This window comes from Neoalteromonas flava (assembly GCF_002807685.1).
In the GTDB taxonomy this organism is placed as follows: Bacteria; Pseudomonadota; Gammaproteobacteria; order Enterobacterales; family Alteromonadaceae; genus Alteromonas_E; species Alteromonas_E flava.
In genome coordinates, this window is the sequence record NZ_PEAX01000004.1 from 382,477 (window position 1) to 396,355 (window position 13,879).

Genomic DNA, 13,879 nt, shown 5'->3' on the forward strand with positions numbered 1-13,879 from the left:
TAATCTTGTTTGCATCTAGCTAACAAGGTTACTCAAACATGGCGAATATCCCTTTTCGAGCGCTTGCATGCATGGCAATTGTCGCAATCAGCCTAAGCGGCTGTAGTGTGGTTAATTCCTTACGCATGATGCAAATAAATTCCGACGTAGAGCCGGTTTTTACTCAGCAAACTCGACTTAAATTAGACGCGGTATATGAAGGTGAAAAGCCTTACGTGTATGCGACAGTCAATGGTGAGAAGTTACTCTTCTTATTAGACACCGGCGCGCGCTTTTTGATCCTAATGGACACGCCAAAAGTGCAACAACTAGGCTTAGAGCGAGGCTTCGATCTGGCGTTAACCGGCTGGGGGGAAGACGGTAAAACCCAAGCCTATCAAACCGCTATTCAACGTATCGATCTTGGCGGCGTATTTTTTGATGACATGAAAGCTGCACTGATTCCGGTATCGCAAACCCATTACTACTTACGCGAAGATGAAGCGATCTATGATGGTGTTATCGGTCATGACATGATGCGCCACTTCACTTGGGAGTTTGATGCGAACGCTAACACGATCCACTTGTCAGCCGACCCCTATCGCCCCGAAACCAACGCGCAAAAGTTAGTTATGAGTAGCTTTATGAATAAGATTTCGGTGCAGGGTGAACTAACCTTTAATGCTGATACAACGGTAGAGGAAGCCTTCATCATTGATACTGGTAGTCGGCACTATGTAAAACTAAGCGCGGCCTATCCTGAGGCGAATGATATTACGATAAACTCGACGCGTGTTCGTGCTGCGGATTTTGGGTTGAGCGGTAAAACCGAACATGACCGGGTATCTTTGCCAACGCTCGCACTCGGTGATATCGCGGTGCAAGACGTCAAAGTTAACTTGATCCCAAGCGATGATGAGGATGACTGGTGGGTGTTGGGCAATGCATTACTCAACCAATTCAAAACGGTTATCGATTATCAGCAAGAGGCGATGTATTTAGTTCCGCAACAGCCATTTGTGACCGATTACAACTTGTTAGGGCTTGAGCTTAGGAAAATCAGAAGCGGAGAGTTTGTTGTGCGTTACGTGTTTCCCAAACTTCCTGCCAGCGCAACGGGGTTGCAGGTGGGCGATATCATTACACATATTGATGGCACAGTAGCTTCGCTTTTAAGCTTAAGCGAATACAATGATTTAGCCTCTGTTGCCGGTGAGCATGAGGTGTGTATCGCGCGGGAAGCACAATGCTTTGCGATTGTCGCAAAAGAAATCCCAGGGTACTCAGTCGGTCATTGAAGACACAATATACGGCTCTTTTCACATGGAAGAATGAGAATAGCAACCTAGTCGATAGTGCTGTGATATGCTCAGCAAACAGCGACAATTGATTTGGACTAGAGAATTGTTGTTGCTCGTACCGCTTAAAGTAGTGCTCACATTGCGAAAGAGGGAAGACTGGCGTGAACTATTTGGCACATATTCACATGGCGCATGTTTCACAAACGAGCTTAGTTGGAAACTTTTTAGGTGACTTTGTAAAAGGCAGTGACCTAACACGATTCCCGCATGAGTTACAAACCGGTATCCGCCTGCACCGTGCGATTGATAGCTATACCGATAGCCACCCGGTCATTAGCCAGTTACGTGAGCATTTTCCGCCGGCGTTACGGCGTATGTCTGGGATCATCATTGATGTGTATTTCGACCACCTACTGTGCCGCCATTGGTCACGTATAGAGTCGACTCAGCTGGAACATGTATTAGCCAAGTTTTACGCTGAGATCAACACAACAAACGTCCAACTCAACTCACGATTCTAGCAAGTACGCGAAGGGCTACTCAACTACCAATGGCTCGCCGATTATCACGATGAAGCGGCAGTATTCAGGGCATTGCTGCAAATAGAGCGTCGCTTAAACGGTAGAATCGAATTTGCACTGGAAGCAACAAAACTAGTGAAGGCCAAACGCGAGGTAATGGAATCTGAGTTTTTAGCGTTCTATCCGCAAGCGCTTGAGCATGTGTTGAAAGTCACTGAGGGGTTAAACGGTGAACCCACCGTTTAATGACTCGGTGACTTTCATACTAAGTCCGACTATGGGTTAGCCGTTTTCTACCATACAAAACGCATTTAGTTTGTTGCCATCTAAATCGCGGAAGTAACCGGCATAAAAGCCCTGTGTAGCGCCTTCTGGGCGAAAACCTGGCTTGCCTTCACAAGTGCCGCCAAGCTCCAGCGCTTTTTGGTAAAACGCATCGACTTGTTCGGGGTTGTCTAAAATAAGTGCAACCATGACGCCATTGCCCACCGTAGCCGGCTCTTTATTGAAGGGCAGAGTGACTGAAAGTGCACATTCATCAGGCTTGCGTGCCCAAGCGACGAAATAGTTTTCTTCCTCCATAAAGCGTGTCGCGTCGATGGTTGCGAGCAACGCATCGTAAAATCCAGCTGCGCGCTGTAAATCACTGGTTCCTAATGTTACATATCCGATCATTATTCTCTCCTCTGTGCTGAATGATGGCGTAAAAGAGCATAGTCGTTGACTACTGACATCTAGTGTCAGTAATGTTTATGTAGACTAAATAAAAGTAAACCAAGCAGAGCTGAGTTATGCGTAAATCCGAAAGGCTTAATGCAATTGTGCATTATTTGCGGCGAATGCATCACGCTGTCACCGCCGAAGTGCTAGCTGCTGAGTTTGAGGTCAGTGTGCGTACGCTGTATCGCGATATTCAAGATTTGCAAGATAACGGTGTACCCATTCTAGGAGAAGCGGGCGTGGGGTATGTGATCGACAAGAAATACCATTTGTCACCGATCATGTTTGATGCTGATGAAGTTGAAGCGATTGCCTTAGGTATCAGTTTGGTGACTAACTGGACGGATAAAAAATTTGCGCAAAAAGCACAAAGCGCATATCAGAAGATCCAAGCAACACTCTCAGCCCCGATGCTGAATGAACTGGCTCAAATAACCACATTTTCTGCGCCCAGCCATTATAAAATTCCATGGGAAGTGGATTTTTCCGAATTAAGGGAGTGCATTCGGCGTAAACAACGGGTGCAATTTAACTATTTAGATTTACGCGATTCGTTAACCGTTAGAACCATTCGGCCGTTGGCTTTAACCTCATTTAGCCCGGTATGGCTGCTAACCGGCTGGTGTGAGTTAAGAGAGTCTTTCAGAAACTTTCGCATCGACCGGATTTCAGGATTCACACCACTCCATGACCGCTTCAAGGATGAAAAAGGTAAAAATTTAGCTGCCTATATGGCGATTGTTGCCAGCGAGCAAGCGGAGTATGAGGGTTCGATTGATTGCGATACGAATTCAAATCTTTGATTTTATAAGTTTGAAGGAAGGCATCTCTTTTGTGCCTCCATTAGCCCATCATCCTGACGAGAGTCAGGACCTGCTGCGAACGTGAAGCTGACGTTAATACTTGGGCCAAACCCCAATCAGAAATGGACATTAAGCGGATATTCAATATATTTTTAGCAACTCTAGTTCGAAATGGATGTTTCAGTCCCCTCGGCAGGCAGTGTTGGAGCTCTGTGAAAAAAGCACTGGAACGAATAATTAGAATGCGAGGTTTTTACTTTCCCTTGTTGTCACCTTTGAACCTAGCGATGTATTTCTTAGCAGGGACTTGCCAATAAGGCTAGCTATCTTTTTGCAATAACAAGCCTTCGTAGTTGAGAAATGCTTTAACAATTAACGCTTTGCCGGTGCAAGCGATACCGTCAAAGTAACAAAGTAACGAACGACTGATTTGTCCGATTTGTGTAAGCTCTTAAGCATTGGTGGAAAGTGACTACAAAGCGATAAAAAAAAATAAATACCCCTTTATTTATTTTTTCCTAACATGAATTGTAAAACTCAGGCTAGGTTAATGAAAAAAGTACTTTCATAGTTCCAAGAGGATAATTCAGGAAAGCGGAACCTTAACCTTAAAACAGATAAAGCATGTTTAATTGATTTAGCTCAATTGTAATTCATTTCGAATACTTCTATTACTTATATAGTATTGTGTAACTTAAGCCCACATGAATCATATTAAATCAACAACGCTATCAAATTGTGACAAAGAACCTATCCACATCCCTGGGGCAATTCAACCTTTTGCATACGTAATAATTTTAGACTCTCTTTTCCAAGTCGTTGCAGTGAGTGAGAACATTGGTTTATTGTTAAATTTAAAGCCCGAACAATGCATTGGCCGCAACATATCCGAAATTCCCCTGTTAAACAGTATTTCGGGAACTGAGATTCAAGCGAATAACATCATCACTGATGTTTACTTTAATAATTCGTCATATACAGTCCACGTAACTGATTTAGCGCCAAAGAATTCTTATATATTTCTTGAAATTGAATCGTCAAAGCGAAATCTGGAAATGCTCAAAGAGCAACAAATAGCACTGCAGAAACTTGCTGCTGATTTCACCGGCAAGTCAGAGTCACAAGACTTTTTTGACGCTATTGTAGAAAACATAAGGAATTATACAGGGTATGACAGATGCATGCTCTATCGCTTTGATAAAGATTGGAATGGAGAGGTAATCGCAGAGAGCAAAGAAGCCAAACTAGAAGCTTTCAAAGGGCTTCATTACCCCCACACGGATATTCCTACTCAAGCCCGAGAGTTATACACCAAAAAACTTACCCGTATGATTCATGATGTTAACTATAGTCCCGTTCCATTAATTCAAGCTAGCAATGACTCATCACCCATCGATTTATCAAAAATTGATTCTCGTGCAATATCGCCTATGCACATACAATATCTATCCAATATGGGCGTTAAAGCAACATTGGTTCTATCTTTACTCGTTGAAGGAAAACTGTGGGGGTTGATCGCTTGTCATCACTATGGGTCAGAAAAATTATTAAACTATGCTGAGCGTGAAGCATGTGGGACTTTCGCGCTCATGGTTTCACTATTAGTTGAGCGCATGCAACGAGAAACACTTTCTCAAAGACAGGCGGGTGTTTTAAAAAAGCTTTCCCCTATGGCACTTATGGGAATATTAGAAAAGCCATTTACTGGCCGTGAAGTCGCCAATACGTTGCTTAATCTAACTCAATGCGACGGCATAGCCTTTGTTGAAGGTAAAACCATTCATACATATAAAAGGGTGGTTTCGACTGAGTTTTATCCAGAGCTTTGCAAAGAATCTGATATTAAAGACCAGAAACCTCGTTGTTTTAGCTCGTTGGCATGGCTTGACAGTGATGAATCTAAATTAGCCGGTTGTGCTGGCGCAATCGTTCTTGCATTGCCCAATGCAAATGACAATAACTGCCAAAGGAACTATATCGTCCTTTTTCGAAAGGAAATTACTCAAGTGGTCAATTGGGCTGGGAATCCCAATGAGAAAACCCAGCAAGCGGTTTTAAATGATGTAACTATGCTCTCACCGCGGAATTCATTTGCTCTTTGGCAAGAAACCATGAGCGGTTCATGTAGAGACTGGACCGAAGCTGATTTACAAATTATCAACAGCTTGCATGCTCTGCTAAAAGAAGCGTACTTCTCTCTTTCCCAAAAACGTAAAAACATTGAAATTCAAGTAATCGCAGAAACGAGTGACATTGGGTTATGGGTAATGGATATTCAATCTGGCGTCCTGAGTTGGAGTGACGCCATGTTTGATATTTATGGTATCGAACAATCCTCTTTTGATAACAGCTATGAATCATGGCTCTCATCGGTGGTCGAGGAAGAGCGGGATGATATAGCTGCAACCTATGAACGATGTGTTCACGAAAAACAGTTGTTTCAATCTACATTTCACATAAAAAACCCTAAAACGGGAATCCGACTAGTAAGAGCTCATGGTAAGTGTGTGTTATCAGAAGCTGGCGATGTTACCCGAATTGTGGGTACTAACGTAGATATTACCGATGAGTTATGGAAAACCGATACTAACTTAACAGCAAATTTGCAGACCGCCGAGCAAAGTAGGCTTATTTCGCTCGGCGAGATGACTGCGATGGTTGGACATGAAATTAATAACCCACTATCGGTAATATTGAATAGCCTAGAACTACAAGAGCTTGAAATAAATAAGTTACCAATAATGAATCCGCATATCTTATCTCATAACACTCGAGCCAAAAAAGCGAGCAAACGAATTGAAAAAATTGTTTCGGGGCTGCGGAGTTTGACAAGGCGTTCTTACACTGATGTCCAAAGCTCCGCATGTAAAGCATACGAATCGGTTCAAGAAATCGTTGAACTCATGAAGGAACTCTTCGGTAAAAAGGGCATAACCTTCACCCAAAATTTAAAAGACCAAGACACATGGGTAATGATAGAAAACTCGCTGTTACAACAGATTCTTGTAAATCTAATTAACAATTCAATTTATGCACTTGAAGACATTAAAGAAAAAAGCATAAAAATAGAAGGTAATAGAGTTGATGATGCTTATGTGATCAACGTAATAGACAATGGTGCAGGGATCCCTCAAGACGTTATAGAAAAGATTTTTCAAGCATTTTATACTACCAAACCTTCCGGAAAAGGCACCGGACTCGGCCTCCCAATTTCACGCCAACTGCTAAAACAATATAATGGAGATATAAAGTTAGAATCCTTAAAAGGGCAAGGCACAAAAGTAACCATTACTTTAAAAGTCACCTCATCTCCTTGCGAAAAAGGTATTGAAGATTCAGTAAACCATAAAGAAATCACAGTTAACAAAGTACTTATCGTTGACGATGAGGAGGATTTATTGGATGTCCTCAAACTGCAAGTTGAAACTCTCGGACTAGAAAGTACTATAGCTAGCTCACCTCAAGAGGGCTTGAAAAAAATAAAAGAAGAGCACTTTGACATTCTGTTAGTTGACTCTCAAATGCCTTTAATGTCAGGTGAAGAGATGATTTCAAACTTACCTCAAGAGCATCAAATATTTGTTGTATTAATGACCGGTGATGTCACCAAAACGATTGATGGCTTGAGTAAGCTAGGTATTAAAGTGAACCAACTGCTTCATAAACCATTTGGACTTGCTGAACTCAAAAATGTGTTGAGTGAAAAAGAAATATAAATCAAATTAATCGAGTAAAAACTCAAAGCTTTTTCTGGCACCAGTGAGAACTGATTTACGCTGTTTTTGGCTCATATCTTTATCGTAATCACTTAACCATGCTATAAACTGTTGCCAGCTTTCCGCTTCTTTCGCACATTCAGTATAATAATGAATCGGAAACAAAGGTTTAACCCTTTTTAAGTGACGACTTATAATTTTTGCACCATTAGTACTACCAAGCATCACATAAATAGCTCCAATTATCTGATCGGGACCGCAAATATCAAGCTCTGCTTCGCTTGTAGTATCTAATTCGGTATATTCTAGTGAATTCAGGTCGTCCCTGAGAGGCGAAGAATAGTCAGTTGTTCCGACGAATTTGACTATGTCTGGCGGTAACATAATTGTAAATAAACGCTCTAACGCGGTATGCCAAGAGAGCATCTTTATTAACACGCTCGTGTACTCTTCGCGAGTCAAGTCACGCATTAATAACCTATTGAAAGGATATTGATTTTCAACCCGGTCGTGTAACACACATGTGTCTATTCGTAACTTTTGCAGAATCGTCACTCTATATTATTTCTTCATTTTTACACTGTAATTAAAATGTAGCTTAAGAGACGTGCTAGCACGAAACATTTAAAACAATTATCAAAAAAACAACTGATTATTCGTTATCCAGACGCTACAGAATGGTCATCCAATAATGCAGTTTCAGATATAGAAAAGTGTGAACTCTCATCATTAAGTTGAGAAGCTATTCAAGAAGTATCTGGTTCCGACTCTTTCATTTTTTAAATAGTATAGGTGACCGCTTCACGACCTGAGTCATTCGACAACCCTTTTATGCATTTAAAAGTGGAGAATTTCTCTCTTAATGCCTTCAAGTATCGAGATTCACTGTAGGGTGTTTTCGTTTGCCAACATCTAAACACAATCCTCGCCTATTTGAATGCTAGTGCCCTAACTGCGTAAAATTTGTTCATTCGTTGTATTGAGTTTTGCTTAAGGCTGAACGAACGGTTATTGTCTTCAGGAGATCCTCGATTACTCGAGGATGACGGGTAGGAAGTTGTCTTTTGATGCCAGTCAGCGTAGCTCGTGGGTGTTCAAAGTACCTTGAGTTCAATTAGTGAATGCAAGATAAAGATATTTCGTTATTGCCGTCCCCATTCCTTTCCACCCATTTCTACCAACCGAGACGCGGCTCGTCGAAAGGAAAAGGCGAGATCATTGGCGGACGATAATTGTGCCAATGACACGCCAATTCGACCCGTCGCCGACCACTCATAATATTCCCCCTCTTTGGTACGAATAATGGTCGTCGCAAAAGAACTCGAGTTCCCCCCTTTATCACTGACAATTAATTCTCCATCTCCATCGCTGCTTTCGACTTGCGCTTCAAAATCAACAAACAGTTCGTAGAGCGGGACTTGTGCCGCCAGCACCAAGCGGGTGCGAGATTCATAACACGCGTCAATAAGGGTCACGAATCGTCGCGCTTCGTTGAGGTGATTGGCATCCAGTTGGGGGACGCGTTCCATGATGATGACCGGAAATCGGTCGCAGAGGGAAATATAATCGGCCGCCCCGAGCGGTTGGTAGCACAACTCGGAAAAGTCAAACCAGGCGCACCGGTCATTCAATCGGGTGACCTGCACGGTGCGACCAAAGAGAACAGGAATAGTCTCGGCCTCAGTTTCGGATGCAGTGCCACCAAATATTTCTTCCAACTGCGCCTGTGTGTTCTCAGTACTATTATTATCGCCATGAACATCCTTGTTTGACCAAAAATAGGATTGACCATCCGCCCAAGTTTCGAGTCGATAATCCTTGGCGGAATCCTCCATGGAAATAATGTCGAACGTGTGTTTTAACATGTCTATGAATGGCAAAAAGAGGGATCGGTTAATGCCTCCCTCATACAATGCATCGGGGGCGCGATTCGAGGTGGCCACCACCACGACATTCCAATCCAATAATAATAAAAACAGTCGTTTCAAAATCATGGCATCGGCAACGTCTGTCACTTGAAATTCATCGAAACAGAGGAGTTGGGCCTCTTGTGCCAATTGCTGCGCAATAACGGGAATCGCATCATCTCGTGGGTGCTTCTGTTTGTAGACAAAGATCCGATGATGAACGTCTAGCATGAATTCATGAAAGTGGATGCGGCGTTTGGTAATTTTCGCGTATTTGAGGCTGTCGCTGTCATTATTGCAGCAAGAATCATCATCAGGAACAGTAACCGACGCGTAAAAGAGATCCATTAGAAAGCTCTTGCCGACCCCGACCGGTCCATGAATATATATGCCTCGCGGTGGTGGACCAAAAGACCACAAATGGAACTTCTTTCGAAGAAAGGACTGGGCCGATGCCAGGGGTCGCGCCAGTACAGGTGAACTACTGCTTGTACGGCTGCTCTCTGTCGGATTTTCAGTACGCACGGCTACTGGTGGGAGCGAGGCAAGAGACTCGTGCAGGGCATCTAATTTTGCCGCCAGAGCGACTTGCGCGTCATCTCGTTGCATCTCCCCCGCTTCCACCTTGAGTTCATAAGCCGCTGTAACGGGACCCGTCGGGATGTACCGCCGAGCGACGCGATGTTTTGCTGTCATACTCTTCATCACAGTCTTCATTATGGTCCTGATGTGTTTATCAACATAATGATGTTGTACACCAGATTTCTGAAAGGGTATCAAATGGATTTGTATTAAAGACTCAAGTTTCTAAGACAAGCGTCCCCTAAAGTTGTGCAAGCCAGTTTTGAATATTTCATATTTAAACAGAGTTATCTGAGGCCAAGTTTGATTAACAGTATGATGATTCCTCACTCAAGATAGTCTTATAGTTCGAATTTTCTAACGTCAGCTGTTTGCTTCAGCATATCCTCGATTTCTCAAGGATGACGGTTTTTCACTGCATAAACTCCAAACTTAATAGCTGTTATCCGATCATAGTCGCTTCTTTACTGCCTTATAAGTTTTCTTGAAGTTTTTATCGTCCTCTATAGCGATTTCACTAAACACTGCTTTGGCTTGTGCTGGTTGGTCAGCCTTTAGGTAAAGCTCACTAAGTCTTAGCTGTGCCCAGCTTTTCGAGGGCAAGTCACGTTGAATCGCTTTCTTATCTTCTCGCCCAGCTATAAAGGTTTGACCATGCTGTATCGCAGCTGCGCTATTATCCCCTGATAAGAGAGCGATCCGTGCCAGTTGATAGTGAGCATTTAGTTGACTGGTAAACAGCTCTCTAGCTTCAGTTGCATTGTCAGATTCCGTAGTGTTTTGAGCGGTAAGCTCCGTGATCCTTTGATAATACTGGTTTGCTTCTGTCCAACGTTCTTCGCGATTGAAAACGTTGGCTGCGTAACTAAGGATGGGTAAGGAATGGGGATAGTCTGCTAGTAACAATTCAAGCTTTTGCTCGAAAGGTTCATCTTGAGCGCGAGCTAAGCGAATCTCTGCCAGGCCACCTAACTCTGGATCAATGGTTTTAATTTTAGTCACTAATTTTGCCGCCTCATCTAGATCACCACCGGCGATGGAGGGGGCATTTAGGTGAAAGCCGAGTAGACCCATGTAGGGATGGACTTCCTCGGGTGCTACTTGAATGGCTGTTTCTAAACTATTCAGAGCCTTCTCTGCATAACCCAGGGCACTAAAAATTGAATCTGATGCCTGCGCGCCCATAACCGTCGCATGGGTTAAATACACGCGATAATCGTTAGGAAACGTTTTAACCGCGTGTTCAGCAATGGCTTCGGCGTCGTCCAAATCTTTCCCTAACAGGGCAAGCGTATGCCATTGAGCGGTTTTCACTGTAGCGTCGCTTTCTGGTAGTTCGCTAACCAATTGGATGACTCGCTCATCATCTCCGGCATAGAAGGCTTCTTCGATAGCTTGCTCGTTCGCAGCAAAAACATTTGTGCTGAGCAATAGTAGAGCGAATTGCAAAAAAAGAATCTGCTTTAACATGGTGTCCTTTCCTAAGTTAGGGGTAGTAAAAATCGTGTGTGCGATGCTAAACAAGACCTTCCTAAGACTTTTACCCACCCTAAAAGTTTCTGCTGTGAAGCAAAAACTAACTTTGCAAGTGGTTCTTTGCTTGTGCCTCGGCTTCCTTAGCACGTTTCAATGCAGGCCTGGCTACCACTCGCTCAGCATAAGCTGATATTGAATCGAAAGGGATTGGCTGCTTGGCGTTTTGTGCCCATATTAGGATTTGTCCCGTGATAATATCGGCAACGCTAAAATCTGCGCCCAAGATAAATTCGTTATCGGCTAACATTTCATTGAGTATTTTCAATGCTTGTTGAAACTCCCATTGCGCCACCTCTATGATTGCTGGTACACGTTTTTCTTCAGGGAATACAAAGGTATGCTTGGCAATGGTCCAAAGCGGTTGCTCTAATTCGGTTAGGGCGAAGTACATCGCTTGTTCAAATCGTCCACGCGCATCTGAGCCACAGGTGGGGATCATGCGGCCTACCTTATCGGCAAGATGAGTTACTATTGCCCCCGATTCTGCAATCACCAAATCTCCGTCCTGAATAACCGGAACTTTCCCTAAGGGTGAAATGCTGCGGTAGGCGGGTTGTTTATGCTCACCCTGATATAGATTGATGAGTTGATACTCGTAGGGAATGTTGAGTTCTTCGGCAGCCCAGGTAATGCGCAATCCCCGGGTTCCGGGAAAGCTTAAAATTTTTAGCATGGGTAAATTTCCTTACCTTAGTTCATCGCAAAGCGGTTTATGCGAGTATAAGCTAACACTACGTCGTATGACGCTTAAATTTGCAACAAAAGGTGTTTTTTAGGCAGCTTTTTCTCGAGTTTTGTGTCGTGATTATTGTTTCGAGCTTTGATTTACTTTTGCTATGATAATCAGCTATTTAACGATCGCAGTTGTCATCAAGTTTGTGCAAAATATGGTTCAATGCAAAATAGTAGCAAGACAAGCGTTTATTGAGTGACACTACGTAGCGGGTGATATGGGATCTGACATAAGCAAAACATTAATTCAGGATCAACAATTGGATTTGCTCGTTCGCTCGACGTCCAAGGTTACCTATGTTTTCCCGGTTACCGCGAGCGTATTAGTTGCCGTTTTTTATGCACAAGTGCCACCTATGCAACTGTTCGGTTGGTGGTTGGCGGTTCTTCTGTGTAGTGCTCTGCGTTTCAGCGTGCTGCGACGTTATCGTCTTAACAAAAACACTGAACATGCTTATCAGCAGTGGCTAAAGGCACTACTAGTGGTTGATGTATGTAACGGCCTAACCGCCGGCATGTGTGCCATGTTTATAATGTATTTGCCACTAGAGTATGAACTTTTGGTGTTGGTAGTGCTGATTGCCATAACCATGGAGAGTGTTGGCGCGCAATCTGCTATTAAGTCTTCTTTCATCTGCTTTGTTTTGCCTCTTTTCTGCACCATGATTTTTTGGTTGCTGTTGGTCGGTGGGCAACTTAATTACGTGATTGCATTTCTCGCGCTGGTGCACTTGGTTTTGTTGTGGGGGAATTTTAAGTCACTCAATTCGACTATTCAGAGCAATTTTGAGTTGGCGATAAAGAATCAAGGTTTGAATGCTGAATTGCAGCAAACCAATCAAGAACTTTCCTTGTCGCGTGATCAAGCATTGCAAACCAACTTAGCACAATCCAAGTTCATTGCTGACATGAGTCATGAATTGCGCACCCCCATGCAAGGGCTGCTTGGCTCAATTGAATTAGCTAAGCAACAATCGACGAGTCCAGCGGTTGCCAAGACTTTACAGACTGCTCAGGCGGCAGGTGCCACTTTATTAAACTTGCTTAATGGCATTTTAGAACTCAGCCGAACGGAAGCAAAGATGCAATCGCAAAGCACCGAACCCTGTAATTTAGGCGTGCTTTGCCAAGAAATCATTGACTTAGTTGCTATAACGGCAGAGGCGAAAGGGCTAGGTATTTCCATGACCACCGAAGGCGCGTTGCCGCGCCTCGTGCACGTGGATAAAAATCGGCTGTCGCAAATCGTATTAAATTTTTTGTCTAACGCAATTAAGTTTACTGACCGGGGGTATATACGACTTTCGCTAAAACGAGTCCCTGCAAGTTCGGACCGCTTCATCATTACCGTCAGTGATACTGGTGTGGGTATCGATGAAGCAGATATTCCTCACGTCTTCGAACGCTTTAAACAACTGTCTGAGGGGCGTGAAAAGGGCGGCTCAGGTCTGGGACTGGCGATCTCTGCTGAACTCTGCCGCGTTATCGGTGCTGAGATCAAGGTTAATAGTAAAGTTGGTCGGGGTAGTGAGTTTTCAGTTGAATTCAGCGCCTACGTTGAAGAATCGACATCGCCGGAATACCAAAATGTCAGTCGATCTCCTGATCCAGATGTGAGTCATTTGCGGGTTTTAATCGCTGAAGATGAACCACTAAGTCGATTGGTGTTAGAAGCATTTTTTAATAACTTTGGGATCCAACCGCACATGGTTGTTAATGGCGAGGAAGCGGTAACTGTTTGCATGGAACAAGCATTTGACGTCATTCTGTTGGATTGTCAAATGCCAACGCTCAATGGGATCCAAGCGAGTCAAAAGATCCGCGAGACCAGTTCACAAAATGCGCATAGCTTCATTGTTGCTATGTCTGCTCATATTGAGGCGCAAGATGCCGAGATGGTCAAAACCGCAGGTGTAAATCTCCTACTGGGCAAACCCATCGAACAAAAACAGCTAACCCAAATCTTACAACAGGTTGACGCTAAGAAATGAATTGACGCTCATGCCGAGCAGTGTTTCTGCTGCTAAAGGCGAGTTCCTGATATCTTATTCGTACGCGCTATTGTGCCTTTCTCTGTGCAAC

10 protein-coding genes are annotated in these 13,879 nt (G+C 43.5%); 5 read left to right on the top strand and 5 right to left on the bottom strand.

The window, feature by feature from the left end; translation table 11 throughout:
- Window positions 1-38 precede the first annotated feature (38 nt).
- A complete protein-coding gene (locus CSH92_RS11850) occupies window positions 39-1,277 on the top strand; it encodes an aspartyl protease family protein (RefSeq protein WP_100657839.1) in 1,239 nt (412 codons plus the stop codon).
- 164 nt (window positions 1,278-1,441) lie between these two features.
- Window positions 1,442-1,801 carry an acyl carrier protein phosphodiesterase gene (locus CSH92_RS17370; RefSeq protein WP_338063738.1) on the top strand — a complete coding sequence of 120 codons (360 nt, stop codon included), beginning with the start codon at window positions 1,442-1,444 and terminating at the stop codon, window positions 1,799-1,801.
- Window positions 1,802-2,083: 282 nt separating this feature from the next.
- On the opposite strand, the gene CSH92_RS11860 is transcribed toward CSH92_RS17370, so the two are convergent.
- Window positions 2,084-2,476, bottom strand: a complete 393-nt coding sequence (locus tag CSH92_RS11860; protein ID WP_100657840.1) for a VOC family protein — start codon at window positions 2,474-2,476, stop codon at window positions 2,084-2,086.
- A gap of 116 nt (window positions 2,477-2,592) precedes the next feature.
- Between CSH92_RS11860 and CSH92_RS11865 the strand changes: the two genes are divergently transcribed.
- A complete protein-coding gene (locus CSH92_RS11865) occupies window positions 2,593-3,324 on the top strand; it encodes a helix-turn-helix transcriptional regulator (protein ID WP_100657841.1) in 732 nt (243 codons plus the stop codon).
- Between the two features lie 704 nt (window positions 3,325-4,028).
- The gene (locus CSH92_RS11870) at window positions 4,029-7,040 is read left to right on the top strand and encodes an ATP-binding protein (protein WP_100657842.1); all 3,012 of its coding nucleotides are present in this window, start codon (window positions 4,029-4,031) and stop codon (window positions 7,038-7,040) included.
- A gap of 6 nt (window positions 7,041-7,046) precedes the next feature.
- Here the strand turns inward: CSH92_RS11870 and CSH92_RS11875 are convergent, their stop codons facing one another.
- From CSH92_RS11875 to CSH92_RS11895, 4 genes are all read right to left on the bottom strand, one after another.
- Window positions 7,047-7,511, bottom strand: coding sequence for a heme oxygenase-like domain-containing protein (locus tag CSH92_RS11875; protein WP_100657843.1), 465 nt, complete (start codon window positions 7,509-7,511; stop codon window positions 7,047-7,049).
- Window positions 7,512-8,182: 671 nt separating this feature from the next.
- On the bottom strand, window positions 8,183-9,664 hold the full coding sequence (gene zapE / locus CSH92_RS11885) for a cell division protein ZapE (protein ID WP_100657844.1): 1,482 nt from the start codon (window positions 9,662-9,664) through the stop codon (window positions 8,183-8,185).
- Window positions 9,665-9,979: 315 nt separating this feature from the next.
- Complete coding sequence (locus tag CSH92_RS11890; protein ID WP_100657845.1) at window positions 9,980-10,999, bottom strand: tetratricopeptide repeat protein; 1,020 nt, start codon at window positions 10,997-10,999, stop codon at window positions 9,980-9,982.
- A 106-nt stretch (window positions 11,000-11,105) separates the two neighbouring features.
- Entirely contained in the window at window positions 11,106-11,738 is a 633-nt protein-coding gene (locus tag CSH92_RS11895; protein WP_100657846.1) for a glutathione S-transferase family protein, read from the bottom strand.
- Window positions 11,739-12,015: 277 nt separating this feature from the next.
- On the opposite strand from CSH92_RS11895, the gene CSH92_RS11900 reads away from it, so the two are divergent.
- Window positions 12,016-13,788 carry an ATP-binding protein gene (locus CSH92_RS11900; RefSeq protein WP_100657847.1) on the top strand — a complete coding sequence of 591 codons (1,773 nt, stop codon included), beginning with the start codon at window positions 12,016-12,018 and terminating at the stop codon, window positions 13,786-13,788.
- Window positions 13,789-13,879 lie beyond the last annotated feature (91 nt).

Excerpts from the sequence above, each read along its gene's own strand:
- CSH92_RS11900 (WP_100657847.1), top strand. The coding sequence starts at position 12,016 with ATGGGATCTGACATAAGCAAAACATTAATTCAGGATCAACAATTGGAT.
- CSH92_RS11865 (WP_100657841.1), top strand. The coding sequence starts at position 2,593 with ATGCGTAAATCCGAAAGGCTTAATGCAATTGTGCATTATTTGCGGCGA.
- zapE (WP_100657844.1), bottom strand. The coding sequence starts at position 9,664 with ATGAAGACTGTGATGAAGAGTATGACAGCAAAACATCGCGTCGCTCGG.
- CSH92_RS11895 (WP_100657846.1), bottom strand. The coding sequence starts at position 11,738 with ATGCTAAAAATTTTAAGCTTTCCCGGAACCCGGGGATTGCGCATTACC.
- CSH92_RS11860 (WP_100657840.1), bottom strand. The coding sequence starts at position 2,476 with ATGATCGGATATGTAACATTAGGAACCAGTGATTTACAGCGCGCAGCT.
- CSH92_RS11875 (WP_100657843.1), bottom strand. The coding sequence starts at position 7,511 with ATGCGTGACTTGACTCGCGAAGAGTACACGAGCGTGTTAATAAAGATG.
- CSH92_RS11890 (WP_100657845.1), bottom strand. The coding sequence starts at position 10,999 with ATGTTAAAGCAGATTCTTTTTTTGCAATTCGCTCTACTATTGCTCAGC.
- CSH92_RS11850 (WP_100657839.1), top strand. The coding sequence starts at position 39 with ATGGCGAATATCCCTTTTCGAGCGCTTGCATGCATGGCAATTGTCGCA.
- CSH92_RS11870 (WP_100657842.1), top strand. The coding sequence starts at position 4,029 with ATGAATCATATTAAATCAACAACGCTATCAAATTGTGACAAAGAACCT.